Origin of the sequence: Clostridium tanneri, from assembly GCF_033659955.1 — a bacterium.
Lineage (GTDB): Bacteria > Bacillota > Clostridia > Clostridiales > Clostridiaceae > Clostridium_AM > Clostridium_AM tanneri.
Genome location: NZ_JARUJP010000002.1, coordinates 190,755 through 214,796, shown reverse-complemented (window position 1 = coordinate 214,796; position 24,042 = coordinate 190,755). Strand labels below are relative to the sequence as shown.

Sequence of the window (24,042 nt, the reverse complement as noted above, 5' to 3'; positions counted from 1 at the left end):
GTACCCTTGTTTGAATTAAATAATTTTGATGCACTGCAAATAGGATTAGCTTCTCCAGAGAAGATTAGAGAATGGTCTAGAGGTGAAGTTAAAAAACCAGAAACTATAAACTATAGAACTCTAAAGCCAGAAAGAGATGGATTGTTCTGTGAAAGAATATTTGGACCGATAAAAGACTGGGAATGTCACTGTGGAAAGTATAAAAGAATAAGATACAAAGGTATAGTTTGTGACAGATGTGGAGTAGAGGTTACAAAGGCTAAAGTAAGACGTGAGAGAATGGGGCATATAGAACTTGCTGCCCCTGTATCTCATATATGGTATTTCAAAGGAATACCATCACGTATGGGACTTATATTAGATATGTCTCCTAGAGCACTTGAAAAAATATTGTATTTTGCATCTTATGTAGTATTAGATCCAAAAGAAACACCATTATTAAAGAAGCAGCTACTAAATGAAAAGGAATATAGAGAAGCAGCTGATAAATATGGTGAAGAGAACTTTGTTGCTGGTATGGGAGCAGAATCAGTTAAAAAACTTTTAGAGGAAATAGATCTTGAACAGCTTTCAGCAGAGTTAAAAGAAGATTTAAAGAGCAGTACTGGGCAAAAGAAGGTAAGAATAATCAGAAGGTTAGAAGTTGTAGAATCCTTTAGAAAGTCTAGCAATAGACCAGAGTGGATGATTATTGATGTAATACCTGTAATACCTCCAGATTTGAGACCTATGGTTCAGCTGGATGGTGGCAGATTTGCAACGTCTGACTTAAATGATCTTTATAGAAGAGTAATTAATAGAAACAATAGACTTAAAAAACTTTTAGATTTAGGTGCTCCAGACATCATAGTAAGAAACGAAAAGAGAATGCTTCAGGAAGCTGTAGATGCACTTATTGATAACGGCAGAAGAGGAAGACCTGTAACAGGACCAGGAAATAGGCCGTTAAAATCATTATCAGATATGTTAAAGGGTAAGCAGGGAAGATTTAGACAAAACTTACTTGGAAAACGTGTTGACTATTCAGGACGTTCCGTTATAGTTGTAGGACCTGAACTGAAAATGTACCAATGTGGTCTTCCAAAAGAAATGGCGCTTGAATTATTTAAACCTTTTGTCATGAAGAAATTGGTAGAAAGCGGAGTAGCTCATAATATTAAAAGTGCAAAAAGAATGGTAGAGAGAGTTCAAACTCAGGTATGGGATGTACTTGAAGAAGTTATTGCAGACCATCCAGTTCTTTTAAACCGTGCTCCGACGCTTCATAGATTGGGAATTCAGGCATTCCAACCGGTACTTGTTGAGGGTAGAGCAATAAAGCTTCATCCATTATCATGTACAGCATATAATGCGGACTTTGATGGAGACCAAATGGCTGTCCATGTTCCATTATCTGTTGAAGCTCAAGCAGAAGCAAGATTTTTAATGCTTGCAGCACACAATATAATGAAGCCATCTGATGGTAAACCAGTTGTAGTTCCTACACAGGACATGGTGCTTGGTTCATACTACTTAACTATAGATAAAGATGGCGAAAAGGGAGAAGGAAGAAGTTTCTCATCACCAGATGAGGTAATCATGGCTTACCAGCTTAGCGAAATAAGTATTCACGCAAAAATAAGAGTGAAGATGGTTAAGATTAAGGATGACAAGGAGATTACTGGAATAATAGAAACTACTCCTGGAAAAATCATATTCAACGAAGCTATACCACAGGACTTAGGTTTTATAGATAGAAGTAAACCAGAAAATGAATTTAAGTTAGAGGTTGATTTCCTTGTTACTAAGAAAAACCTTGGAAAGGTTATAGATAAGTGCTACATGAAACATGGAGCAACTAAGACGTCTATAATGCTTGATAACATAAAAGCTAAAGGATATCACTACTCAAGTATAGGGGCTATTACTGTATCTACATCAGATATGGTTGTTCCAGAGAATAAAAAGAAGTTGCTTGAAGAAGCAGATGCTGCAGTTGATAAAATTGAAAAAATGTACAGAAGAGGATTTATATCAGAAGATGAAAGATATGAAAGGGTTATAGAAAAATGGACTAAGACCACTGAAGATGTAGCTGATGCACTTATGAATAACTTGGATAAGTTTAATCCTATATTCATGATGGCTGATTCAGGAGCCAGAGGTTCTAAGAGTCAGATAAAACAGCTTGCTGGTATGAGAGGTCTTATGGCTAACCCATCTGGTAAGATTATAGAATTACCTATAAGATCATCCTTTAGAGAAGGTCTCGATGTACTTGAATACTTTATATCAACACACGGAGCAAGAAAAGGTAATGCCGATACAGCTCTTAAAACAGCGGACTCTGGATATTTGACAAGAAGACTTGTTGATGTAAGCCAAGATGTTATAGTTAGAGTAGAAGATTGTGGAACTCGTGATGGCTACGAGGTTTCTGAAATAAAAGAAGGAAATGAGACTATAGAAAGTTTAGCAGAAAGACTTACAGGAAGATACTCCAGTGAAGATATTCTAGATCCTAAGACAGGAGAAGTAATTGTTGCAAGAGATGCTTATATGGATTCAACAGTTGCTGACAAAGTAGAAGATGCTGGAGTTAAGAAAGTAAAAATTAGATCTGTATTCACTTGTAAATCTAAGCATGGCGTATGTTCAAAATGTTATGGAATGAATATGGCCACTGCGCAAAAGATAAATATAGGCGAAGCAGTTGGTATAGTTGCAGCACAAAGTATAGGAGAGCCAGGTACTCAGCTTACAATGAGAACCTTCCATACTGGTGGAGTTGCTGGAGCTGATATAACTCAAGGTCTTCCTAGAGTTGAAGAATTATTCGAGGCTAGAAAACCGAAGGGTCTTGCTATAGTAAGTGAAGTTTCTGGTACTGTAAAAATGGAAGAAACAAAGAAAAAGAGAATAGTATCTGTTATTACAGCAGGTGGAGAAGAAGTTACCTATGATATACCATTTGGATCAAGACTTAAGGTATCTAACGGTGACGTTATAGAAGCCGGAGATGAAATTACAGAGGGATCTATTAATCCACATGATGTTTTAAGAATCAAAGGAGTTCTTGGAGTTAAGAACTACCTTTTATCTGAAGTTCAAAAGGTATATAGATTACAGGGTGTTGATATCAATGATAAACACCTTGAGGTAGTAGTAAGACAAATGACAAGAAAAGTTAAAATAGAGGAATCAGGAGATACTGAATTACTTCCTGGAACTATGATAGATATATTTGATTTTGAGGAAGAAAATGCAAGAGTAGAAGCTCAAGGAGGAGTTCCAGCTGAGGGAAGAGTTGCGTTGCTTGGTATAACTAAAGCTGCGTTAGCAACAGAATCATTCTTATCAGCAGCTTCCTTCCAAGAAACTACAAGAGTCTTAACTGATGCCGCTATAAAAGGAAAAGTTGATCCGTTATTAGGATTAAAGGAAAATGTAATTATTGGTAAGCTTATACCTGCAGGTACAGGAATGACAAGGTATAGATCAATAAGAATAAACACTGAAAAGGAAAATGAAGAGAATTTATTAAGTAATGAAGCATAAGCTTAACATTTAATTTGTTGACATACTGGTATTAAAGTGATAAAATACATCTGTGTGTTTTTGATGGAGGCAAAGTTTCAGCTTTGTCTCTATAACACTGTAAGGGGGAGCGGAGATTATGATTTGCAGACTTGAGGGAAACAAAGTTGTTGGTGTTAAACAAACAGTAAAAGCTATTAAAAATAATGCTGCTAAAACTGTTTATATAGCTAAGGATGCTGATGATAAGTTGATACAGTCGGTAAAAGTATTAGTTGATGAGAATTCCCAAAGTGTACTATATATAGACACGATGAAAGAATTAGGAAAACTTTGCGGGATAGATGTTGGTGCGGCTACAGCCGCAGTGCTAAACGACTAGTTTTCTTAATAAAGAAGCTTACAGATATTATTTAACATAAATAAAGTGTTACAATTTAGTTATTAAATTAGTTTAATACTAATTTAATTCATATCTTTAAAGGAGGTGTAGATATGCCAACTATAAGCCAATTAGTAAGAAAAGGCAGAAAGACAATAGGTACAAAATCAACAGCACCAGCATTAAAGGAATGTCCTCAAAAGAGAGGAGTTTGTACAGTAGTAAAAACTACAACGCCTAAGAAGCCAAACTCAGCGTTAAGAAAAATCGCTAGAGTTAGACTAACAAATGGATTTGAAGTAACTGCGTACATTCCAGGTGTAGGTCACAACTTACAAGAGCACAGCGTTGTTCTTATAAGAGGAGGAAGAGTTAAAGACCTTCCAGGTGTTAGATACCACATAGTTAGAGGAGCATTAGACTCAGCTGGAGTAGCTAACAGATTACAATCAAGATCAAAATATGGTGCTAAGAGACCAAAACAAAAATAAGATTTGGTCAAATTAAGTTGAAAAGTAGTGCTGCGTCTTCAGCATTTATATATAGATTTATAGATAATTTGCAGAAGTACAAAGCACTTTGCGGTTAAATGTACTATAAGTTATAGAAAATTTTAACCGAGTACCGATGAACTTAAAAGTTAAAATTGTTAAGGAGGGAAGAAAAGTGCCAAGAAAAGGACATATAGCTAAAAGAGATGTGTTACCAGATCCAATGTACAACAGCAAAGTTGTTACAAAGTTAATAAACAGTGTAATGGAAGATGGTAAAAAGGGAGTAGCTCAAAAAATATGCTACGACGCTTTTGAAATAATTCGTACAAAAACTGATAGAGAACCAATAGAAGTTTTTGAAGATGCAATGAATAATGTAATGCCACTTCTTGAAGTAAAAGCAAGAAGAATAGGTGGTGCTACATATCAAGTACCTATGGAAGTTAGACCAGAGAGAAGACAGACATTAGGTATTAGATGGATGCTTATCGCTGCAAGAAAAAGAGGCGAGAAGTACATGAGAGAAAGACTTGCTAACGAATTAATGGATGCAGCTAACAATACAGGTGCAGCTGTTAAGAAAAGAGAAGATACTCATAAAATGGCTGAAGCAAATAAGGCTTTTGCACATTATAGATATTAATATCACAAAACTGTTTTGGAGTTACCAAAACAGTTTTGTCAAATTTAAAATTCATACGTAAAAGGAGGAAATTTAAGTGGGAAGAGAATATCCATTAGAGAAATTCCGTAACATCGGTATTATGGCTCACATCGATGCTGGAAAAACTACGACAACTGAACGTATACTTTTCTACACAGGAAAGACTCACAAAATAGGTGAGGTTCACGAAGGTGCTGCAACAATGGACTGGATGGTTCAAGAGCAAGAAAGAGGAATAACTATAACTTCAGCAGCAACTTTCTGTCAATGGAAAGGTTATGCGATAAACATAATAGATACACCAGGACACGTGGATTTTACAGTAGAGGTTGAAAGATCATTAAGAGTTCTTGACGGATCAGTTACTGTATTAGACGCAAAGAGCGGAGTTGAACCGCAAACTGAAACTGTATGGAGACAGGCAGACAATTACAAAGTACCAAGAATGGTATATGTAAATAAAATGGACTCTACAGGTGCTGACTTCTACATGTGTGTTAACACATTAAGAGATAGATTACACTGTAATGCAATTCCAATTCAGATTCCAGTAGGAGCTGAAGACCAATTTAAAGGAATTATAGATCTTGTTAAAAATGAAGCTATAATATACGAAGATGATTTAGGAACAGTTATGGACTCAGTTGAAATACCAGCTGAATTAAAAGATAAGGCTGCAGAATACAGAACAGCTTTACTTGAAGCAGTAGCTGAACAAGATGAAGAGTTAATGATGAAATATCTTGAAGGCGAAGAGTTCACAGAAGAAGAAATAGTATTAGGACTTAGAAAAGGTGTTATAGCTAACGCTATAGTACCAGTAGTATGTGGATCATCATATAAGAACAAGGGTGTTCAACCAATGATCGATGCTGTAGTTGCATACATGCCATCACCATTAGATATCCCAGCTATACAAGGAACTAACCCAGATACTGGTGCAGAAGACGAAAGACCAGCAGATGATAATGCTCCAATGTCAGCATTAGCATTTAAGATTGCAACTGACCCATTCGTTGGTAAGTTAGCATTCGCGAGAATATACTCAGGTGTAGTTAAGAGCGGTACTTATGTACTTAACTCAACAAAAGGTAAAAAAGAGAGAATAGGAAGAATTGTTAAAATGCACGCTAATCACAGACAAGAGGTTGAAGAACTTCGTGCAGGTGATTTAGGAGCTATAATCGGATTAAAGGAAACAACTACTGGTAATACACTTTGTGATGAATCAGCTCCGATTATACTTGAGAGCATGGAATTCCCAGATCCAGTTATAGATGTTGCTATAGAGCCAAAAACTAAAGCTGGTCAAGAAAAGATGGGTATTGCTTTAGCAAAACTTGCTGAAGAGGATCCAACATTTAAAACATTTACTAACCAAGAAACTGGTCAAACAATTATATCTGGTATGGGTGAGCTTCACCTTGAAATAATTGTTGACAGACTTCAAAGAGAATTTAAAGTTGAGTGTAACGTTGGTAAGCCACAGGTTGCTTACAAAGAAACAATCAGAAAAGCTATTAAAGCTGAAGGTAAGTTTGTTAGACAGTCTGGTGGACGTGGTCAATACGGTCACTGTTGGATAGAAATGATTCCAACAGAAGGAGAATATTCATTTGAAAATGCTATCGTTGGAGGAGCTATTCCTAAGGAATACATTTCACCAATTGATAATGGAATACAAGAGGCTGCGGACAGCGGTATAATCGCAGGATATCCTGTTATCAACTTTAAGATTAAATTAGTTGATGGATCATACCACGATGTTGACTCATCAGAAATGGCATTTAAGATTGCTGGATCTATGGCATTTAAGAATGCAATGGCAAAAGCAGAGCCAGTATTACTAGAGCCTATGATGAAGGTTGAGGTTATAGTGCCTGAAGAGTATATGGGTGATGTAATGGGTGACATTAACTCAAGAAGAGGTAGAATTGAAGGAATGGAAGCTAGAGCTGGTGCTCAAGTTATTAGATCATTCGTACCACTTTCAGAGATGTTTGGTTATGCTACAACATTAAGATCAAGAACTCAAGGTAGAGGTGTTTACTCAATGGTATTTGATCACTATGAAGAAGTACCAAAGAGTATACAAGAGCAAGTAGCAGGAAGCAGAAATGCTTAATTAATAAAATAGATTACTACATTTAAGGAGGAATAATAAAATGTCAAAAGCAAAATTTGAAAGAAACAAACCACACGTAAACATAGGAACAATAGGACACGTAGACCACGGTAAAACAACATTAACAGCAGCAATAACAACAGTATTATCAAAAAAGGGATTTGCAGAAGCATTTGATTATGCAGCAATAGATAAAGCACCAGAAGAAAGAGAAAGAGGAATCACAATCAACACAGCACACGTTGAATATGAAACAGAAAACAGACACTATGCACACGTTGATTGTCCAGGACACGCTGACTATGTTAAGAACATGATAACAGGAGCAGCACAGATGGATGGAGCTATCTTAGTTGTAAGTGCAGCAGATGGTCCAATGCCACAAACAAGAGAGCACATACTACTAGCATCAAGAGTTGGTGTTGACTACATAGTAGTATTCTTAAATAAAGCTGACATGGTAGACGATGCAGAATTATTAGAATTAGTAGAAATGGAAGTTAGAGAATTATTAAGCGAGTACAACTTCCCAGGAGATGATACTCCAATCGTAGCTGGATCAGCATTAAAAGCATTAGAAAACCCAACAGATGAAGAAGCAATAAAACCAATAATGGACTTAATGGCTGCAGTAGACAGCTACATTCCAACTCCAGAAAGAGCAACTGACAAAGCATTCTTAATGCCTGTAGAAGATGTATTCACAATAACAGGAAGAGGAACAGTTGCAACTGGAAGAGTTGAAAGTGGAATATTAAAAGTTGGAGACGAAGTAGAAATCGTAGGAATAAAAGAAGAAAAGGGCAAAACTGTATGTACAGGAGTAGAAATGTTCAGAAAGCTTCTTGATCAAGCGATGGCAGGAGATAACATCGGAGCATTATTAAGAGGTGTTCAAAGAGATGATATCGAAAGAGGTCAAGTATTAGCAAAACCAGGTTCAGTACATCCACATAAGAAGTTCGTAGGTCAAGTATACGTACTAAAAAAAGAAGAAGGTGGAAGACACACTCCATTCTTCGATGGATATAGACCACAGTTCTACTTCAGAACAACAGACGTTACAGGATCAATCAAATTACCAGAAGGAATGGAAATGGTTATGCCTGGAGACCACATAGACATGAAAGTTGAATTAATCACTCCAGTAGCAATGGATGAAGGATTAAGATTTGCTATAAGAGAAGGCGGAAGAACTGTAGGTTCAGGAGTTGTTTCTAAAATAGAAGAGTAATCATAAGTTGTTTTTAATTTTTAAAGGCCTTTAAAATATAAAAGGAAAGAGGACGCTCTTTCCTTTTTATAAAATTAATTAATAAATAATTGGCAATTAATTAATTATTTATTAATTAAAATTTATGCTTGTCAAAAATAAAAATATATTGTATAATTAAGAAGTTGTAAAATGGTAACAGCGATGAGGCAAGAGGTTGCCGGGCTTCCGGGTAATTCTTAGCTGAGTATGCTAGGGTCTTGAACCAGGCGACGGTGGTTTTGTTTATTGGGGTGCTTTAAAAAAAAATTACGCAACACCCGGAACAGTTTACAGAATACATCCGCTGTTGTACGTAGGAAGTAAAGCGTGCATGAAAAGGAGGGAAATAGTAATGGCAAAACAAAAAATCAGAATTAGATTAAAAGCTTTTGATCACAATATATTAGATCAATCAGCTGAGAAAATTGTTGAGACTGCAAAATCAACTGGAGCAAAGGTGGCAGGTCCAGTACCTCTACCAACAGAGAAAGATGTTATAACAGTCTTAAGAGCTGTACACAAGTACAAAGATTCAAGAGAGCAGTTCGAAATAAGAACTCACAAGAGACTTATAGATATAATAAGCCCATCACCAAAGACTGTTGATGCGCTAATGAGATTAGATTTACCAGCAGGTGTTGATATTGAAATAAAACTATAATTGTAATAGATAACTATTACTAACTATTATGATCGTTAAGTCGATCCGCTAATATGTTGAGGAGGTGCAAGATAATGAAAAAAGCTATACTAGGTAGAAAACTTGGTATGACTCAAATATTCGATGAAAATGGAAAAATAATTCCTGTTACAGTAATCGAAGCAGGCCCATGTGTAGTTGTTCAAAAGAAAACTGTTGAAAAAGATGGTTATGATGCTATACAGGTAGGATTTGATGATATAAGAGAAAAGCTTGTTAACAAGCCAAGAAAGGGACATTTTGCTAAAGCAGGTGTTTCACTAAAGAGATTTGTAAGAGAATTTAGACTTGAAGACATAACTTCATATGAAGTTGGTCAAGAAATAAAAGCAGATGTATTTGCAGCTGGAGAAAAAATTGATGTTTCTGGAATATCTAAAGGTAAGGGATTCCAAGGTACAATCAAGAGATGGAATGGTCACAGAGGACCTATGTCCCACGGATCTAAATTCCATAGAGCAGTTGGTTCTATGGGAGCGTCATCAAGTCCATCAAGAACATTTAAAAACAAAAAGTTACCAGGACATATGGGTAATGTGAATACAACAGTATTAAACCTACAAGTTGCTAAGGTAATGCCTGAGAAAAACATCATATTAATAAAAGGTGGAGTACCAGGACCTAACAAAGGATTTGTAGTGATAAGAAATACAGTTAAGGCTTAAGTTTTGGTAGAAAGGAGGATGCAGAATGCTTACAGTAGGATTATTTAACAAAGAAGGTCAAAAAGTTGGAGATGTTCAACTATCAGATAACGTGTTCGGAGCTGAAGTAAATCAATATGCTTTACATCAAGTAGTTGTTGCTTTACTTGCAAATAAAAGACAAGGAACTCAATCAGCTAAAACTAGAGCTGAAGTTTCTGGAGGCGGAATTAAGCCTTGGAGACAAAAAGGAACTGGTAGAGCAAGACAGGGTTCAATAAGAGCACCACAATGGATACATGGTGGTATGGTTTTCGCAGTAAAACCAAGAAGCTATAGAATGTCAGTTCCAAAATCAATGAGAAGAGTAGCTATGAAATCTGCTTTAACTAGCAAGGTTAATGATAACGAAATTTTTGTATTAGAAAATCTTGAATTAGATGCTCCTAAGACAAAAGAAATAGTTAAAATGTTAAGCGCTCTTAACACTAAAAAGACATTAATAGTAACTGCTGAGTCAAATGAAAATGTATATAAATCAGCAAGAAACATTGAGGGAGTTGCAGTTTTACCTGTAAACAACTTAAATGTATATGATTTATTAAAATACGAAAATCTTGTAATAACTAAGGATGCTGTATCAAAAATTGAGGAGGTGTATGTATAATGAAGCTAACTAATTATGATATCATAAGAAGACCTATTATAACAGAAAAAAGTATGGCTTCTATGAGTGATAAGAAATACACCTTTATAGTTGATATACATGCTAATAAGTCTATGATAAAAAGAGCAGTAGAAGAAGTTTTCGGAGTAAAAGTTGAAGATGTAAAAACTGCAAGATACTTAGGTAAGACTAAGAGAGTTGGAGTACATGTTGGAAAAAGACCAGATTACAAAAAAGCAATAATTAAACTTTCAGATGAAAGTAAAGCTATTGAGTTCTTTGAAGGCATGTAATTTAAATAAAGCATTTATTGGTTGAGTACCAGATAAGCTATAAAAAGGAGGGAATACCGAAATGGCAGTTAAAGGTTTTAACCCTACCACACCTTCAAGAAGACAAATGACAATGAGTACTTTTGAAGAAATAACTACAAATGTACCTGAGAAATCTCTTCTTGTTTCAAAGAAAAGAACAGGTGGTAGAAACGCAAACGGTAAGATAACAGTTCGTCACATCGGTGGCGGTGCAAAGCAAAAATATAGAATAATAGACTTCAAGAGAAACAAAGATAGCATACCTGCAAAGGTGTCTACAATAGAGTATGATCCAAACAGATCAGCTTATATCGCTCTTGTAGTTTATGCTGATGGTGAAAAGAGATACATAATAGCTCCAGTTGGATTAAAAGTAGGAGATGTTATAGTATCAGGTGCAGATGCTGATATAAAAGTTGGTAACTGTCTTCCTATAAAGAATATACCTGTTGGTACAATAATTCATAACGTTGAATTATCAGCAGGAAAGGGAGGTCAGCTTGTAAGAGCAGCTGGAAGTTCAGCTCAACTTATGGCTAAAGATGGCAACTATGCAACATTAAGACTTCCAAGTGGAGAAATGAGATACGTTAGAATAGAGTGCAGAGCAACTATAGGAACAGTATCAAATTTAACACACGAAATCATAAACATAGGTAAAGCTGGAAGAAAGAGACATATGGGCGTAAGACCAACAGTTAGAGGATCTGTAATGAACCCTAACGATCACCCACACGGTGGTGGAGAAGGTAAATCTCCTATAGGACACCCAGGTCCACTTACTCCATGGGGTAAACCAGCACTTGGATACAAAACAAGAAAACATAAAAAATATTCAGATAGATTCATTATTAAGAGAAGAAATAAGTAGTTTAGAAGAGAATTTTATATTCTCTTCACTAACTATTAATCACATTGTATGAAGGGAGGCCAATTAAGTGAGCAGATCAGTTAAAAAAGGACCTTTTGTCCATGAAGGACTATTAAATAAAATCAATGAAATGAATAAAGCAGGGGAAAAGAAAGTTATAAAGACTTGGTCAAGAAGTTCAACTATATTCCCTCAAATGATAGGTCACACTATTGCGGTACATGACGGAAGAAAACATGTTCCTGTATATATATCAGAGGATATGGTGGGACATAAGTTAGGTGAGTTCGCACTAACTAGAACATATAAAGGACACGTTGATAAAAACGAAAAATCATCTCGTGTAAGATAATGCGGAAAGGAGGTAACATACGATGGAAGCTAAAGCTATAGCTAAATATATAAGAATGTCCTCAATGAAAATAGGTATTGTTCTTGATTTAATAAGAGGTAAGAATGTAAACGAGGCTTTTGCCATACTACAATATACTCCAAAGGATGCAGCAGAGGTTATTAATAAGGTTTTAAAATCAGCTGTTGCAAATGCGGAAAATAATTTAAATTTAGATATAAACAACTTATATGTTGCGGAAGCATATGTAGGTCAAGGTCCAACATTAAAGAGATTTAGACCACATGCTCAAGGTAGAGCGTTTAGAATAAAGAAAAGAACTAGCCACATAACTCTAGTAGTTAGAGAAAGAGCTTAAAAAGGAGGGAAACAGATGGGACAGAAAGTACATCCACACGGCTTAAGAGTTGGCGTAATCAAAGATTGGGATGCTAAGTGGTATGCAGGTAGTAAGGATTTTGCTAATAATTTAGTAGAAGACAATAAAGTTAGAGAATTTGTTAAACAAAGAACTGCTTCAGCTGGTGTTTCAAGAATTCAAATCGAAAGAGCAGCAAAAAGAATTAAATTAAACATACATACTGCTAAGCCAGGTATGATTATAGGAAAAGGCGGCCAAGGAATTGATGCTTTAAAAGCTGAAATTAAGAAAATGGTTGGCGATAAAAATGTTCTAATAAATATAGTTGAAATAAAGTCTGCTGAGGGAGACGCTCAACTTATGGCTGAGAACATAGCTCAACAACTTGAAAAGAGAATTTCATTCAGAAGAGCTATGAAACAAACAATACAAAGAGCAATGAAAACAGGTGTAAAGGGAGTTAAGACTGCATGTTCAGGAAGACTTGGCGGAGCAGAAATTGCAAGAACTGAGTCATATCATGAAGGCACAATTCCACTACAAACACTTAGAGCTGATATAGACTATGGATTTGCAGAAGCAGATACAACATACGGAAAAATAGGCGTAAAGGTTTGGGTATATAAAGGAGAAGTACTTCCTACTAAAAAGGTTGCTGAAAGTAAGGAAGAAGCTAACGCATAAGGAAGGAGGAATATGACATGTTAATGCCTAAAAGAGTAAAACATCGTAAGGTACAGCGTGGTAGAATGAAAGGCAAAGCTACAAGAGGTAACTTTATAGCATATGGAGATTACGCTATACAGGCTACTGAATGTGGATGGATTACAAGTAATCAAATAGAATCTGCCAGAATAGCTATTAATAGATATATCAAAAGAGGAGGAAAGCTTTGGATAAAGATTTTCCCGGATAAACCAGTTACAGAAAAGCCAGCTGAAACTCGTATGGGTTCCGGTAAAGGTTCACCAGAGTACTGGGTAGCAGTTATTAAGCCTGGTAGAGTATTATTTGAATTATCAGGAGTTAATGAAACAGTTGCAAGAGAAGCTATGAGACTTGCTTCACATAAGTTACCAGTTAAGACTAAATTTGTAACTAGAAGAGATTTTGAAGAAGTGGGTGGTGAAATAAATGAAGGCTAAAGAATTAAGAGAACTTAGACAAAATGGCCCTCAAGATTTGCATGCAAAACTTGATGATCTTAAGGCTGAGTTATTTAACTTAAGATTTCAGTTAGCTACAGGTCAGTTAGAAAACCCAATGAGAATAAGAGAAGTAAAAAAATCTATAGCCCAAATTAAAACCATCCTTAGAGAAGAAGAACTAAGGGCGTTTGAACAGTAGGCTGAAAGGAGGTTTGTCCTGTGGAAAGAGGAAATAGAAAGACAAGAATCGGAAGAGTAGTTTCTGATAAGATGGAAAAGACTATAGTGGTTGCTGTAGAAACTAAAGTTCGTCATCCTTTATATGGTAAAACAGTTAACAGAACTACTAAATTCAAAGCTCATGATGAAAATAACAATGCAAAGATTAATGATAGAGTTTTAATAATGGAAACAAGACCATTGTCAAAAGACAAGAGATGGAGACTTGTAGAAATAGTAGAAAAAGCTAAATAGTTTATGATGCTGAAAGGAGGGTATTTTCAATGATTCAGCAACAAACATTGTTGAAAGTTGCAGATAATTCCGGTGCTAAGGAAATTATGTGTATAAGAGTATTAGGTGGTTCCAGAAGAAAATGGGGAAATATTGGAGATATAATAGTTGCTAGCGTTAAAAGTGCAACACCAGGCGGTGTTGTTAAAAAAGGAGACGTTGTTAAGGCAGTTATCGTAAGATCTGTTAAAGGATTAAGAAGAGCAGATGGATCATATATAAGATTTGATGAGAATGCTGCTGTTATAATAAAAGATGATAAACAGCCAAAAGGAACTCGTATCTTTGGACCAGTTGCAAGAGAGCTAAGAGATAAGGATTTCACAAAAATATTATCATTAGCACCTGAAGTTCTATAGAATAAGGAGGTGGCTATAATGGCAACAAGCAAGATACATGTTAGAAAAAAAGACACAGTTATGGTTATATCTGGAAAAGATAAAGGTAAAATTGGTGAGGTTTTAGCTGTAATGCCTAAGACTGGAAAAGTACTTGTTAAAGGTGTAAACCTAGTAACAAAACACCAAAAACCTAATAGAGCAAATATGCAGGGCGGTATAATACAAAAAGAAGCTGCAGTTTATAGTTCAAAAGTTATGTTATATTGTGACAAGTGCAAATCAGTTACAAGAATAAGTCATAAGTTACTAGAAGACGGAACTAAAGTTAGAGTTTGCAAAAAGTGCGGAGAAACATTCTAATCTTTGAAAGGAGGGCTAAAAATGAGCGTAAGATTACAGGAAAAGTACGAAAAAGAAGTAATTCCAGCTTTAATGAATAAATTTGAATATAAGAACATTATGGAAGTACCAAAACTTGAGAAAGTTGTTGTAAACATGGGTGTTGGAGAAGCTAAAGATAATCCAAAGGTTCTAGAAGCAGCAGTAAGTGATTTAACAATCATTACAGGCCAAAAGCCAATACTTACTAGAGCTAAAAAATCTATAGCTAACTTTAAAATAAGAGAAAACATGCCAATAGGATGTAAAGTTACATTAAGAAAGCAAAAGATGTATGAGTTTGCTGATAAATTAATGAACGTTGCACTTCCAAGAGTAAGAGATTTCTCTGGAGTTTCAGATAAGGCTTTCGATGGAAGAGGAAACTATTCATTAGGAGTTAAAGAACAGTTAATGTTCCCTGAAATAGAATATGATAAAATAGACAAAGTAAGAGGTATGGATATAATCTTCGTTACAACTGCTAAGACTGACGAAGAAGCAAGAGAATTACTAAGATTCCTTGGAATGCCATTTGCTCAAAAATAAGGAGGGAAAAACGTGGCACGTAAAGCTTTAATAGAAAAGTGGAAGAAAGAGCCTAAATATTCAACTAGAGCTTACACAAGATGCAGAATATGTGGAAGACCACATTCTGTATTAAGAAAGTTTGGTATATGCCGTATTTGTTTTAGAGAACTTGCTTATAAAGGTGAAATACCTGGATGCAGAAAAGCAAGTTGGTAACTTAGTTATTGATGAAAGGAGGCACAATAAATGGTAATGACTGATCCTATCGCAGATTTACTTACTCGTATAAGAAACGCAAACATAGTTAGACATGAAATAGTGGAAGTACCTTCTTCAACTATAAAGAAGGCTGTTTTAGATATAATGCTTCAAGAAGGATATATAAAAAATGTAGAGGAATATACTGATGGTTCTGTAAACATGTTAAGACTTCAAATGAAGTATGGTCAAAACAAAGAAAGAGTTATAACTGGACTTAAGAGAATATCAAAGCCAGGATTAAGAGTTTATTGTAGAAAAGAAGAAATTCCTAAGGTTCTTAACGGACTTGGAGTTGCAGTTGTTTCAACTTCAAAAGGAATTGTTACAGATAGAGAAGCAAGAAAACTTGGTGTAGGCGGAGAAGTTCTTTGCTACATTTGGTAATCGAATAATACGGAAGGTGCAATGAGAGATATTTATTGCAGACTTACGAGGAATACAGGAGGTGTAATCATGTCAAGAATAGGAAAACTTCCTATAGCTATACCAGGTGGCGTAACTGTTACTGTAACACCAGACAACGTTGTTACAGTAAAAGGACCAAAAGGCCAGCTTGTTAAAGCTATGAGTGAGAAGATTAATATAGCTATTGAAGATAACTCTGTAGTAGTTACAAGAGACAATGATCAAAAGGAAAAAAGAGCTCTTCATGGATTAACAAGAGCATTAATAAATAACATGGTTATCGGAGTAACTGAAGGATTTGTAAAAACATTAGATTTAGTTGGTGTTGGTTACAGAGCTCAGTTACAAGGAAAGAAATTAGTTATGAACCTTGGATATTCACATCCAGTTGAAATAGATCAAGTTGAAGGAATAACATTTGAAACACCTGCTGCTACTAAGGTTGTTGTTAGAGGTATTGACAAGGAACTAGTTGGTGCAGTTGCAGCAGATATAAGAACTTGGAGAAAGCCTGAGCCTTACAAAGGAAAAGGAATTAAGTATGATAACGAAGTTATAAGACGTAAGGAAGGTAAGACTGGTAAGAAGTAATAGAAAGGAGTGAGCTTTATGTTTAATAAGGACGACAGAAAAAAATCAAGAGTAAGACGTCATTTAAGAGTTCGTAAAAAGATTTTTGGAACAACTGAAAGACCAAGACTTGCGGTTTATAGAAGTGAAAAGAACATATATGCACAAATTATAGATGATATAAACGGAATCACTTTAGTATCTGCTTCTACTCTAGATAAAGATTTCAACGGTGTTGGAAGCAATAAAGAGGCAGCTAAAGTTGTTGGTGAAATAGTAGCTAAAAGAGCTCTTGAAAAAGGAATTACAGAGGTAGTTTTTGATAGAGGTGGATACGTATATCACGGTAGAGTACAGAACCTTGCAGAAGGAGCAAGAGAAGCTGGCTTACAGTTCTAGAGAAGGAGGGAAATAAATGAGAATCGATCCTAGCACTTTAAATCTTAAAGAAAAAGTTGTATTCATAAACAGAGTTGCTAAGGTTGTTAAAGGTGGTAGAAACTTTAGATTCAGCGCGCTTGTTGTTGTTGGTGATGAGAACGGACACGTAGGCGTAGGTACTGGTAAGTCTATAGAAATACCAGAAGCAATCAGAAAAGCAATTGAAGATGCTAAAAAGAATTTAATTGAAGTTCCAATAGTTGGTACAACAGTACCTCACAACATATCAGGTGAATTCGGAACTGGTAAAGTACTTATAATGACAGCTTCAGAAGGTACAGGAGTTATAGCGGGTGGTCCTGCTAGAGCGGTACTTGAACTTGCTGGCTTAAAGGATGTTAGAGCTAAGTCATTAGGATCTAACAACCCAAGAAACATGGTTAACGCAACACTAAACGGTTTATCAAGACTAAGAACAGCTGAACATATAGCTAAACTTAGAGGTAAAACTGTTGAAGAGATTTTAGGTTAAGGGGGGGGAATGGCCTTGGCTAAACTTAAAATAACTTTAAAAAAGAGTTTAATAGGTAGAAGAGATGATCATATTGCTACTGTCAATGCTCTTGGATTAAAGAAAATCGGCAAGACTGTAGAACATGAGGAGACTCCTCAAATTAGAGGTATGATAAATAAAGTTAGCTATCTTTTATGCGTAGAAGAGGTATAATACAGAGGAGGTGTAGATAGAATGAAACTTCATGAATTAAAACCAGCTGCTGGTTCAAGAAAAGCTCCTAAGAGAGTAGGTAGAGGTACTGGATCAGGATTAGGAAGAAACGCTGGTAAAGGTGAAAAAGGACAGAAGGCTAGAAGTGGTGGTGGAGTAAGACCAGGATTTGAAGGAGGTCAGATGCCACTATACAGAAGACTTCCAAAGAGAGGTTTCACTAATATATTTGCAAAAGAATATTCTGAAATCAATATCGATAGATTAAATATATTTGAAGATGGCACAGAAATTACACCTGAACTATTACTAGAAAAAGGAATAGTTAAAAAAGCTAAAAATGGAGTAAAAGTATTAGGAAACGGTGAATTACAGAAGAAGCTAACAGTTAGAGCAGCAAAATTCACAAAAGCTGCTGCTGAGAAAATAGAAGCAGCAGGAGGAAAAGTTGAGGTGATATAGGTGCTATCAACCTTACGTAACGCCTGGAAAGTTCCTGAACTTCGAAAGAGACTATTATTCACATTATTTATGGTAGCAATTTTCAGGATGGGAAACTTCATTCCTGTTCCTGGAATTGACACTGCAAAGCTTGCAGATTTAACTAAGAGTGGATCGCTGTTTGGTTTTTACGATTTGATATCCGGTGGTGCATTTAGTAGATTTAGCATATTTGCCATGGGAGTAGTTCCATTTATCAACTCTTCCATCATAATGCAGTTGTTGACAATTGCAGTCCCTCGCTTAGAACAACTTTCTAAGGAAGGCGAAGATGGAAGAAAGAAGATACAACAGTATACTAGATATGCTGCAGTACCGTTGGGAATAGTTCAGGCATTTAGTACGTATGCTATCATAACTAGGGCTAATGCACTTCAAGATCCTTCAAATAAGTTTAATGTATTTTTAATAATACTTACGTTAACCACGGCTTCTACTTTTCTAATGTGGTTTGGTGACAAAATTACAGAAAAAGGAATCGGAAATGGTATTTCTCTTTTAATATTTGTAAATATTATTTCAAGATTTCCTACTACTATATATCAAGTTGTTGGACTTCAGAAAGCAGAAACTGTTAACTTTATTGAAGTTATAATATTTGTTATAGCAGTAGCTCTATTATTTATAGCAGTTGTAATTATGAGTTTAGCAGAACGAAGAATTCCCGTACAGTATGCCGGAAAAACTGCTGGTGGTAGACTCTACAAGGGTCAATCAACTCATATTCCTATTAATGTAAACGGAGCTTCAGTTATTGGAATAATATTTGCAATATCTGTAATGCAGTTTCCGATGACTATAGGACAGTTTTGGCCAGATTCTGCCTTTTATAAGTTTATAACAATGAGTAAGTTTAGTTTATTTAAAGAAAGCAGCTGGCAATATGCCTTAACTTACTTTATTTTAACTATTTTCTTTACTTGGTTTTACACTGAGGTTACATTTAAACCAGAAGAAATGGCTGAAAACATGTATAAGTCTTCTGGATTTATACCAGGAATCAGGCCGGGAGAACCAACAGCTAATTATATCGGAAAAGTTCTTACCAGGATAGCAATACTTGGAGGAGCTTTTGCAGGAATAATAGCTATAACTCCAATAGTAGCTGAATCTTATACAAACTTTAAAGGAATATACTTTGGTGGTACGGGTCTATTAATTATAGTGGGCGCTGCCCTAGATACTTTAAGACAAATTGAGTCGCAATTAGTAATGCGTCATTATCAAGGATTCTTGAAGTAATAAAGATATTTGGAGATGATGTAGGTGAAAATAATTTTACTAGGTCCTCCAGGAGCTGGAAAAGGAACACAGGCTAAATTGATTAGTGATGAATACTCAATACCTCACATATCAACAGGAGATATTTTCAGAAAAAACATTTCAGAAAAAACTCCTCTTGGAATTGAGGCTAAAGGTTATATGGATAACGGACAATTGGTGCCTGATGATGTTACTATACGTATAGTTGAAGATAGATTGAGTATGGATGATTGTAAGATTGGATTCTTATTAGATGGCTTTCCAAGAACAACAAAACAGGCTGAAGCCCTAGACTCATTCTTAAATTCCAATGGACAAAAAATTGACACTGCTCTTCTAATAGACGTTCCTAGAGAATTTATATTAGAAAGAATGACAGGAAGAAGAGTTTGTCCTACTTGTGGAGCTAGTTATCATATTAAGTTTAATCCTTCAAAAAATGAAGGCAAGTGTGATGCTTGTGGTAGCAGCTTGATACAGAGAAAGGATGATACTGAAGAAACAGTTAAAGAAAGATTAGATGTTTACGATAATCAAACTCAACCGCTAATTCAGTATTTTGATAATCAGAATAAACTCTCTCGTGTAGATGGAACAGGAGATATTAAGGAAGTTTTCCAAGATATTTCTAATGTTTTGGGAGCGGTTTAAAATGATTATAATTAAGAATGATAAAGAAATTGAGTATATGAGGGAAGCTGGAAAAATTGTTGCTAATACCCTGTTAAGACTTGAAGAGGTAATAAGACCTGGAATAACGACTGCAGAATTGGATATAATTGCAGAGGAGTATATTACAAAGCAAGGAGCAAAACCGTCCTTCAAGGGATATTACGGTTTTCCCGCTTCGATATGTGCTTCTGTTAACAAAGAAGTAGTTCATGGAATTCCATCTAATAAAGTAATTTTACAAGAAGGCGATATAATTAGTATTGATTGTGGAGCCGTACTCAATGGTTATCACGGAGATGCAGCACGAACTTTTGCAGTTGGAAAGATTTCTGACAAAGCTCAGCAATTAATTGATGTAACTAAAGAAAGTTTCTTTAGAGGGGTGAAAAAAGCAGTTATTGGTAATAAGCTAACTGATATTTCTGCCGAGATTCAAAAATACGCTGAGAGTTTTGGATACTCTCTTGTCAGAGATTATGTAGGCCATGGTATAGGAAAGGATATGCATGAAGATCCTGAGGTACCTAACTTTGGAAGACCTGGAAGAGGTCCGAAATTATGTAGGGGCATGGTTTTAGCAATAGAGCCTATGGTTAACATAGGAAATTATCATGTAAGAGTGGAATCTAATGATTGGACAGTTATAACTGAAGACGGAAGTTTGTCAGCTCATTATGAAAATACTGTCGCTATCTTGGATGATGGTCCCGAAATACTTACCTTAGTTTAGCAGAGGTGAATATATTGTTAGACAGTAATAACTATTTAGGAAGAATAGTTTACTCAAAAGCAGGAAGAGATAAAGATAAGTTTTTTATAATACTAGGTGTATTAAATAAGGAGTATGTCCATGTTGCTGATGGAGTACTCAGGACTGTAAATAGACAGAAGAAGAAAAAAGTAAAGCATCTAGGTTTCACTAGCGTAATGGCTGATGAAATAAAAAACTTATTATTATCAGGCAAACAAGTTACTGATGCAATGATAAGGGAAATTTTGCAGTCTTACGACAATAATAAGGAGGTTTGATTACCTTATGTCAAAAGATGACGTTATTGAAATGCAGGGTACTGTTCTTGAAGCATTACCTAACGCAATGTTTGAAGTAGAGTTGGAAAGCGGACATAAAATACTAGCACACATATCAGGTAAATTAAGAATGAATTTCATAAAAATTCTACCAGGTGATAAAGTTACAGTAGAACTTTCTCCATACGATTTAACTCGTGGAAGAATAACCTGGAGAGCAAAGTAATAAGGAGGGTTAGCTATGAAAGTGAGACCATCAGTTAAGCCTATTTGTGAAAAATGCAAGATCATTAGAAGAAAAGGAAGAGTAATGGTTATCTGTGAAAATCCTAAGCATAAGCAAAAACAAGGCTAATTAACTAGTTAAATAAAATGATTATTGTTTAGTTTAAGTTAGTAACGTTTTAGGTGCGGCTGTAATAGATAAATAATGTCTATTAACCTAAAACTTTATATAAATTTAAAATTAATACATGTAATTTATTCCATACCAATTAGATACTCAGGAGGTGTAAATTTTAATGGCAAGAATAGCAGGTATTGACCTACCAAAAGAAAAAAGAGTTGAAATAGGTCTAACTTATATATATGGAATAGGATTACCAACTTCTCAAAAGATTCTTAAAGAGACTGGAGTTAATCCTGAAACAAGAGTTAGAGATTTAACTGAAGATGAAGTAAATACATTAAGAGATTATGTTAACAAGAATATAAAGGTTGAGGGTGACTTAAGAAGAGAAATCGCTCTTAACATAAAGAGATTAATAGAAATTGGTTGTTATAGAGGAATTAGACACAGAAGAGGTCTACCAGTAAGAGGACAAAAGACTAAAACTAATGCTAGAACGAGAAAAGGTCCTAAGAAGACAATAGCAGGTAAGAAGAAGAAATAATAGTATAAGGAGGGAAAATGATGGCAGCTGGAGCAAGAGGTAAAAAGACAAGAAGAAAAAAAGAGAGAAAAAATATTGAGCACGGTTGTGCACATATAAAATCAACTTTCAACAACTCAATAGTTACAATTACTGATGCTGTTGGAAATGCTTTATCATGGGCTAGCGCAGGCGGTTTAGGATTTAGAGGTTCAAGAAAGAGCACTCCATTTGCAGCACAGATGGCAGCTGAAACTGCATCAAAAGCAGCAATGGAACATGGATTAAAGAGTGTTGAAGTTTACGTAAAAGGACCAGGAGCTGGTAGAGAAGCAGCGATAAGATCATTACAAGCTGCTGGTTTAGAAGTTACTTTAATAAAGGACGTTACTCCAATACCACACAACGGATGTAGACCACCAAAAAGAAGAAGAGTTTAGTAGTAGGAGGTGTAATTTATATGGCAAGATATACTGGACCTGCATGTAGAATTTGCAGAAGAGAAGGTTTAAAACTATTCCTTAAGGGAGATAGATGTTATACAGATAAGTGCTCATTCTCAAGAAGAGGTTATGCGCCAGGACAGCACGGACAGGGTAGAAAGAAGTTATCCAACTATGGATTACAATTAAGAGAAAAGCAAAAGGCTAAGAAGATGTACGGATTGTTAGAAGGACAATTTAGAAAGACTTATGAAAGAGCTGAAAGAATGAGAGGAATAGCAGGTGAAAACCTACTAAAGCTTCTTGAATTAAGACTTGATAATGTAGTTTACAGATTAGGTTTTGGTGGATCTAGAAGTGAATCAAGACAGCTAGTAACACATGGACATTTCTTAGTTAACGGAAAGAAAGTAGATATTCCTTCATATCAAGTATCAGCTAATGATGTTATAACTGTTCGTGAAAAGAGTAGAGCATCAGAGAAGTTCAAGGTTTTCGCTGAGAATCCAAAGACTGTACCAGCTTGGTTAGAGGGAAGCACTGCGGAGTTTGAAGGAAAGGTTACAAGAGAGCCTTCAAGAGAAGATATAGATATTCCTGTTAACGAAACATTAATAGTTGAGTTATATAGTAAGTAATTAATATAGAATCAGTTGCCCTCAAAATACATTATTAGATAAATAGAAGGAGGGTTATATTCATGTTAGAGATAGAAAAGCCAAAAATAGAATGTGTTGAAGTAAGTGAAGATGGCACCTATGGTAAATTTGTTGTAGAGCCATTAGAAAGAGGTTATGGTATTACTCTAGGCAATGCTTTAAGAAGAATTCTTCTTTCCTCATTGCCAGGAGTTGCCGCTAACCACATCAGAATTGATGGAGTACTTCATGAGTTTTCAACTGTTCGTGGAGTAAAAGAAGATGTTGCTGAGTTAATTCTAAATATTAAAGGCCTAGCTTTAAAAATGAGTGGAGACGGTTCTAAGACTATCGTTATAGATGCCCAAGGACCAGGTGAAGTTACTGCTGGAGACATAAAAGCTGATGGAGATGTAGAGATAATTAACAAAGACTTACATATTGCGACTCTTGATGATGACGGGAAGTTATATATGGAGATTTTAGTTAATAGAGGTAGAGGTTACGTTTCCCAAACTAAAAACAAATCTGAAGATATGCCTATAGGTACTATTCCTGTAGACTCAATATATACTCCTATTAAGAGAGTTAACTTTATTGTAGAGAATACAAGAGTAGGTCAGATTACTGACTACGATAAGCTATCTCTTGAAGTATGGACTAATGGTACAATAATGCCAGATGAGGCTATAAGTTTATCAGCAAAGATTCTAATTGAGCATTTCAAATTGTTCATGACTTTAACAGATCATGCAAACAATGTAGAAATAATGGTAGAAAAAGAAGAAGATAAGAAAGAAAAAGTTCTAGAAATGACAATTGAGGAACTTGACTTATCTGTTAGAAGCTATAACTGCTTAAAAAGAGCTGGTATAAATACAGTGCAGGAATTAACTGAAAGAACAATGGATGATATGATGAAGGTTAGAAACCTTGGTAAGAAGTCCTTAGAAGAAGTTGAGCAAAAGCTTGAGGCATTAGGATTGTCTCTAAAGCAAAGCGAAGAGTAAAATCGGATTATATT

At 35.4% G+C, this 24,042-nt stretch carries 37 protein-coding genes; all 37 read left to right on the top strand.

Annotated elements, in window-relative coordinates:
* The first annotated feature begins 6 nt into the window (after positions 1–6).
* On the top strand, positions 7–3,537 hold the full coding sequence (gene rpoC / locus P8V03_RS03320; protein ID WP_318796762.1) for a DNA-directed RNA polymerase subunit beta': 3,531 nt from the start codon (positions 7–9) through the stop codon (positions 3,535–3,537).
* A 118-nt stretch (positions 3,538–3,655) separates the two neighbouring features.
* A complete protein-coding gene (locus P8V03_RS03315) occupies positions 3,656–3,898 on the top strand; it encodes a ribosomal L7Ae/L30e/S12e/Gadd45 family protein (protein WP_261671215.1) in 243 nt (80 codons plus the stop codon).
* A 113-nt stretch (positions 3,899–4,011) separates the two neighbouring features.
* A complete protein-coding gene (gene rpsL, locus P8V03_RS03310; RefSeq protein WP_261671214.1) occupies positions 4,012–4,389 on the top strand; it encodes a 30S ribosomal protein S12 in 378 nt (125 codons plus the stop codon).
* A gap of 175 nt (positions 4,390–4,564) precedes the next feature.
* Positions 4,565–5,035 (top strand): 30S ribosomal protein S7, encoded by a 471-nt coding sequence (gene rpsG, locus P8V03_RS03305; RefSeq protein ID WP_261671213.1) that lies wholly within the window; start codon positions 4,565–4,567, stop codon positions 5,033–5,035.
* A gap of 76 nt (positions 5,036–5,111) precedes the next feature.
* The gene (fusA, locus tag P8V03_RS03300; RefSeq protein WP_261671212.1) at positions 5,112–7,181 is read left to right on the top strand and encodes an elongation factor G; all 2,070 of its coding nucleotides are present in this window, start codon (positions 5,112–5,114) and stop codon (positions 7,179–7,181) included.
* A gap of 40 nt (positions 7,182–7,221) precedes the next feature.
* Positions 7,222–8,415, top strand: a complete 1,194-nt coding sequence (tuf, locus tag P8V03_RS03295; RefSeq protein WP_261671211.1) for an elongation factor Tu — start codon at positions 7,222–7,224, stop codon at positions 8,413–8,415.
* A gap of 373 nt (positions 8,416–8,788) precedes the next feature.
* Positions 8,789–9,097, top strand: coding sequence for a 30S ribosomal protein S10 (gene rpsJ / locus P8V03_RS03290; RefSeq protein WP_261671210.1), 309 nt, complete (start codon positions 8,789–8,791; stop codon positions 9,095–9,097).
* Positions 9,098–9,171: 74 nt separating this feature from the next.
* Positions 9,172–9,801 (top strand): 50S ribosomal protein L3, encoded by a 630-nt coding sequence (gene rplC / locus P8V03_RS03285; RefSeq protein ID WP_261671209.1) that lies wholly within the window; start codon positions 9,172–9,174, stop codon positions 9,799–9,801.
* A 25-nt stretch (positions 9,802–9,826) separates the two neighbouring features.
* The gene (gene rplD / locus P8V03_RS03280) at positions 9,827–10,447 is read left to right on the top strand and encodes a 50S ribosomal protein L4 (RefSeq protein ID WP_318796761.1); all 621 of its coding nucleotides are present in this window, start codon (positions 9,827–9,829) and stop codon (positions 10,445–10,447) included.
* Complete coding sequence (rplW, locus tag P8V03_RS03275) at positions 10,447–10,740, top strand: 50S ribosomal protein L23 (protein WP_261671207.1); 294 nt, start codon at positions 10,447–10,449, stop codon at positions 10,738–10,740. The genes rplD and rplW overlap by 1 nt, the downstream gene beginning before the upstream one ends.
* A gap of 61 nt (positions 10,741–10,801) precedes the next feature.
* On the top strand, positions 10,802–11,632 hold the full coding sequence (rplB, locus tag P8V03_RS03270; protein WP_261671206.1) for a 50S ribosomal protein L2: 831 nt from the start codon (positions 10,802–10,804) through the stop codon (positions 11,630–11,632).
* Positions 11,633–11,699: 67 nt separating this feature from the next.
* Positions 11,700–11,984: a 30S ribosomal protein S19 gene (gene rpsS, locus P8V03_RS03265; protein WP_261671205.1), complete on the top strand. Its 285-nt coding sequence runs from the start codon at positions 11,700–11,702 to the stop codon at positions 11,982–11,984.
* A gap of 22 nt (positions 11,985–12,006) precedes the next feature.
* Positions 12,007–12,342 carry a 50S ribosomal protein L22 gene (gene rplV / locus P8V03_RS03260; RefSeq protein WP_261671204.1) on the top strand — a complete coding sequence of 112 codons (336 nt, stop codon included), beginning with the start codon at positions 12,007–12,009 and terminating at the stop codon, positions 12,340–12,342.
* Positions 12,343–12,357: 15 nt separating this feature from the next.
* Positions 12,358–13,029: a 30S ribosomal protein S3 gene (gene rpsC, locus P8V03_RS03255; RefSeq protein WP_261671203.1), complete on the top strand. Its 672-nt coding sequence runs from the start codon at positions 12,358–12,360 to the stop codon at positions 13,027–13,029.
* Between the two features lie 17 nt (positions 13,030–13,046).
* Entirely contained in the window at positions 13,047–13,490 is a 444-nt protein-coding gene (gene rplP, locus P8V03_RS03250; protein WP_261671202.1) for a 50S ribosomal protein L16, read from the top strand.
* The gene (gene rpmC, locus P8V03_RS03245; protein ID WP_261671201.1) at positions 13,480–13,692 is read left to right on the top strand and encodes a 50S ribosomal protein L29; all 213 of its coding nucleotides are present in this window, start codon (positions 13,480–13,482) and stop codon (positions 13,690–13,692) included. The genes rplP and rpmC overlap by 11 nt, the downstream gene beginning before the upstream one ends.
* A gap of 20 nt (positions 13,693–13,712) precedes the next feature.
* Positions 13,713–13,967, top strand: a complete 255-nt coding sequence (gene rpsQ, locus P8V03_RS03240) for a 30S ribosomal protein S17 (RefSeq protein ID WP_261671200.1) — start codon at positions 13,713–13,715, stop codon at positions 13,965–13,967.
* 29 nt (positions 13,968–13,996) lie between these two features.
* Positions 13,997–14,365, top strand: a complete 369-nt coding sequence (gene rplN, locus P8V03_RS03235; RefSeq protein ID WP_261671199.1) for a 50S ribosomal protein L14 — start codon at positions 13,997–13,999, stop codon at positions 14,363–14,365.
* Between the two features lie 18 nt (positions 14,366–14,383).
* Positions 14,384–14,707 carry a 50S ribosomal protein L24 gene (rplX, locus tag P8V03_RS03230; RefSeq protein ID WP_261671198.1) on the top strand — a complete coding sequence of 108 codons (324 nt, stop codon included), beginning with the start codon at positions 14,384–14,386 and terminating at the stop codon, positions 14,705–14,707.
* Positions 14,708–14,728: 21 nt separating this feature from the next.
* Positions 14,729–15,274 (top strand): 50S ribosomal protein L5, encoded by a 546-nt coding sequence (gene rplE / locus P8V03_RS03225; RefSeq protein ID WP_261671197.1) that lies wholly within the window; start codon positions 14,729–14,731, stop codon positions 15,272–15,274.
* A gap of 12 nt (positions 15,275–15,286) precedes the next feature.
* Complete coding sequence (locus P8V03_RS03220; protein ID WP_261671196.1) at positions 15,287–15,472, top strand: type Z 30S ribosomal protein S14; 186 nt, start codon at positions 15,287–15,289, stop codon at positions 15,470–15,472.
* A 30-nt stretch (positions 15,473–15,502) separates the two neighbouring features.
* Positions 15,503–15,901 carry a 30S ribosomal protein S8 gene (rpsH, locus tag P8V03_RS03215; RefSeq protein WP_261671195.1) on the top strand — a complete coding sequence of 133 codons (399 nt, stop codon included), beginning with the start codon at positions 15,503–15,505 and terminating at the stop codon, positions 15,899–15,901.
* Between the two features lie 69 nt (positions 15,902–15,970).
* Positions 15,971–16,513, top strand: a complete 543-nt coding sequence (gene rplF, locus P8V03_RS03210; RefSeq protein ID WP_261671194.1) for a 50S ribosomal protein L6 — start codon at positions 15,971–15,973, stop codon at positions 16,511–16,513.
* Positions 16,514–16,531: 18 nt separating this feature from the next.
* A complete protein-coding gene (rplR, locus tag P8V03_RS03205; RefSeq protein ID WP_261671193.1) occupies positions 16,532–16,891 on the top strand; it encodes a 50S ribosomal protein L18 in 360 nt (119 codons plus the stop codon).
* 16 nt (positions 16,892–16,907) lie between these two features.
* Positions 16,908–17,405 (top strand): 30S ribosomal protein S5, encoded by a 498-nt coding sequence (gene rpsE / locus P8V03_RS03200; protein ID WP_261671192.1) that lies wholly within the window; start codon positions 16,908–16,910, stop codon positions 17,403–17,405.
* A 15-nt stretch (positions 17,406–17,420) separates the two neighbouring features.
* Entirely contained in the window at positions 17,421–17,600 is a 180-nt protein-coding gene (gene rpmD / locus P8V03_RS03195) for a 50S ribosomal protein L30 (protein WP_261671191.1), read from the top strand.
* A 21-nt stretch (positions 17,601–17,621) separates the two neighbouring features.
* Positions 17,622–18,062 (top strand): 50S ribosomal protein L15, encoded by a 441-nt coding sequence (rplO, locus tag P8V03_RS03190; RefSeq protein ID WP_261671190.1) that lies wholly within the window; start codon positions 17,622–17,624, stop codon positions 18,060–18,062.
* Positions 18,063–19,343, top strand: a complete 1,281-nt coding sequence (gene secY, locus P8V03_RS03185; RefSeq protein ID WP_318796760.1) for a preprotein translocase subunit SecY — start codon at positions 18,063–18,065, stop codon at positions 19,341–19,343.
* A gap of 24 nt (positions 19,344–19,367) precedes the next feature.
* A complete protein-coding gene (locus P8V03_RS03180) occupies positions 19,368–20,015 on the top strand; it encodes an adenylate kinase (protein WP_318796759.1) in 648 nt (215 codons plus the stop codon).
* Between the two features lies 1 nt (position 20,016).
* Positions 20,017–20,766, top strand: coding sequence for a type I methionyl aminopeptidase (gene map / locus P8V03_RS03175; protein ID WP_318796758.1), 750 nt, complete (start codon positions 20,017–20,019; stop codon positions 20,764–20,766).
* 5 nt (positions 20,767–20,771) lie between these two features.
* Positions 20,772–21,065 (top strand): KOW domain-containing RNA-binding protein, encoded by a 294-nt coding sequence (locus tag P8V03_RS03170; protein WP_318796757.1) that lies wholly within the window; start codon positions 20,772–20,774, stop codon positions 21,063–21,065.
* Positions 21,066–21,072: 7 nt separating this feature from the next.
* Positions 21,073–21,291 (top strand): translation initiation factor IF-1, encoded by a 219-nt coding sequence (gene infA, locus P8V03_RS03165; RefSeq protein WP_261671186.1) that lies wholly within the window; start codon positions 21,073–21,075, stop codon positions 21,289–21,291.
* Between the two features lie 15 nt (positions 21,292–21,306).
* Complete coding sequence (rpmJ, locus tag P8V03_RS03160; protein ID WP_003448032.1) at positions 21,307–21,420, top strand: 50S ribosomal protein L36; 114 nt, start codon at positions 21,307–21,309, stop codon at positions 21,418–21,420.
* Between the two features lie 166 nt (positions 21,421–21,586).
* Complete coding sequence (rpsM, locus tag P8V03_RS03155) at positions 21,587–21,958, top strand: 30S ribosomal protein S13 (RefSeq protein ID WP_261671185.1); 372 nt, start codon at positions 21,587–21,589, stop codon at positions 21,956–21,958.
* 20 nt (positions 21,959–21,978) lie between these two features.
* Positions 21,979–22,377, top strand: a complete 399-nt coding sequence (gene rpsK, locus P8V03_RS03150) for a 30S ribosomal protein S11 (protein WP_261671184.1) — start codon at positions 21,979–21,981, stop codon at positions 22,375–22,377.
* A gap of 20 nt (positions 22,378–22,397) precedes the next feature.
* Positions 22,398–23,018: a 30S ribosomal protein S4 gene (gene rpsD, locus P8V03_RS03145; protein WP_261671183.1), complete on the top strand. Its 621-nt coding sequence runs from the start codon at positions 22,398–22,400 to the stop codon at positions 23,016–23,018.
* Positions 23,019–23,080: 62 nt separating this feature from the next.
* On the top strand, positions 23,081–24,028 hold the full coding sequence (locus P8V03_RS03140; RefSeq protein WP_261671182.1) for a DNA-directed RNA polymerase subunit alpha: 948 nt from the start codon (positions 23,081–23,083) through the stop codon (positions 24,026–24,028).
* Positions 24,029–24,042: the final 14 nt, after the last annotated feature.

What these genes read in the sequence shown, in the direction of transcription:
- rpsK (WP_261671184.1), top strand. Translation starts at nt 21,979, where the DNA reads ATGGCAGCTGGAGCAAGAGGTAAAAAGACAAGAAGAAAAAAAGAGAGA.
- rplP (WP_261671202.1), top strand. Translation starts at nt 13,047, where the DNA reads ATGTTAATGCCTAAAAGAGTAAAACATCGTAAGGTACAGCGTGGTAGA.
- rplO (WP_261671190.1), top strand. Translation starts at nt 17,622, where the DNA reads ATGAAACTTCATGAATTAAAACCAGCTGCTGGTTCAAGAAAAGCTCCT.
- rpsM (WP_261671185.1), top strand. Translation starts at nt 21,587, where the DNA reads ATGGCAAGAATAGCAGGTATTGACCTACCAAAAGAAAAAAGAGTTGAA.
- rplR (WP_261671193.1), top strand. Translation starts at nt 16,532, where the DNA reads ATGTTTAATAAGGACGACAGAAAAAAATCAAGAGTAAGACGTCATTTA.
- rpsE (WP_261671192.1), top strand. Translation starts at nt 16,908, where the DNA reads ATGAGAATCGATCCTAGCACTTTAAATCTTAAAGAAAAAGTTGTATTC.
- rplN (WP_261671199.1), top strand. Translation starts at nt 13,997, where the DNA reads ATGATTCAGCAACAAACATTGTTGAAAGTTGCAGATAATTCCGGTGCT.
- rpmC (WP_261671201.1), top strand. Translation starts at nt 13,480, where the DNA reads ATGAAGGCTAAAGAATTAAGAGAACTTAGACAAAATGGCCCTCAAGAT.
- map (WP_318796758.1), top strand. Translation starts at nt 20,017, where the DNA reads ATGATTATAATTAAGAATGATAAAGAAATTGAGTATATGAGGGAAGCT.
- tuf (WP_261671211.1), top strand. Translation starts at nt 7,222, where the DNA reads ATGTCAAAAGCAAAATTTGAAAGAAACAAACCACACGTAAACATAGGA.
- P8V03_RS03315 (WP_261671215.1), top strand. Translation starts at nt 3,656, where the DNA reads ATGATTTGCAGACTTGAGGGAAACAAAGTTGTTGGTGTTAAACAAACA.
- rplX (WP_261671198.1), top strand. Translation starts at nt 14,384, where the DNA reads ATGGCAACAAGCAAGATACATGTTAGAAAAAAAGACACAGTTATGGTT.
- rplC (WP_261671209.1), top strand. Translation starts at nt 9,172, where the DNA reads ATGAAAAAAGCTATACTAGGTAGAAAACTTGGTATGACTCAAATATTC.
- rpsH (WP_261671195.1), top strand. Translation starts at nt 15,503, where the DNA reads ATGGTAATGACTGATCCTATCGCAGATTTACTTACTCGTATAAGAAAC.
- rpsL (WP_261671214.1), top strand. Translation starts at nt 4,012, where the DNA reads ATGCCAACTATAAGCCAATTAGTAAGAAAAGGCAGAAAGACAATAGGT.
- rpsJ (WP_261671210.1), top strand. Translation starts at nt 8,789, where the DNA reads ATGGCAAAACAAAAAATCAGAATTAGATTAAAAGCTTTTGATCACAAT.
- rpsC (WP_261671203.1), top strand. Translation starts at nt 12,358, where the DNA reads ATGGGACAGAAAGTACATCCACACGGCTTAAGAGTTGGCGTAATCAAA.
- P8V03_RS03140 (WP_261671182.1), top strand. Translation starts at nt 23,081, where the DNA reads ATGTTAGAGATAGAAAAGCCAAAAATAGAATGTGTTGAAGTAAGTGAA.
- rplF (WP_261671194.1), top strand. Translation starts at nt 15,971, where the DNA reads ATGTCAAGAATAGGAAAACTTCCTATAGCTATACCAGGTGGCGTAACT.
- rplB (WP_261671206.1), top strand. Translation starts at nt 10,802, where the DNA reads ATGGCAGTTAAAGGTTTTAACCCTACCACACCTTCAAGAAGACAAATG.
- rplE (WP_261671197.1), top strand. Translation starts at nt 14,729, where the DNA reads ATGAGCGTAAGATTACAGGAAAAGTACGAAAAAGAAGTAATTCCAGCT.
- infA (WP_261671186.1), top strand. Translation starts at nt 21,073, where the DNA reads ATGTCAAAAGATGACGTTATTGAAATGCAGGGTACTGTTCTTGAAGCA.
- rpmJ (WP_003448032.1), top strand. Translation starts at nt 21,307, where the DNA reads ATGAAAGTGAGACCATCAGTTAAGCCTATTTGTGAAAAATGCAAGATC.
- rpsD (WP_261671183.1), top strand. Translation starts at nt 22,398, where the DNA reads ATGGCAAGATATACTGGACCTGCATGTAGAATTTGCAGAAGAGAAGGT.
- rplD (WP_318796761.1), top strand. Translation starts at nt 9,827, where the DNA reads ATGCTTACAGTAGGATTATTTAACAAAGAAGGTCAAAAAGTTGGAGAT.
- rplW (WP_261671207.1), top strand. Translation starts at nt 10,447, where the DNA reads ATGAAGCTAACTAATTATGATATCATAAGAAGACCTATTATAACAGAA.
- rplV (WP_261671204.1), top strand. Translation starts at nt 12,007, where the DNA reads ATGGAAGCTAAAGCTATAGCTAAATATATAAGAATGTCCTCAATGAAA.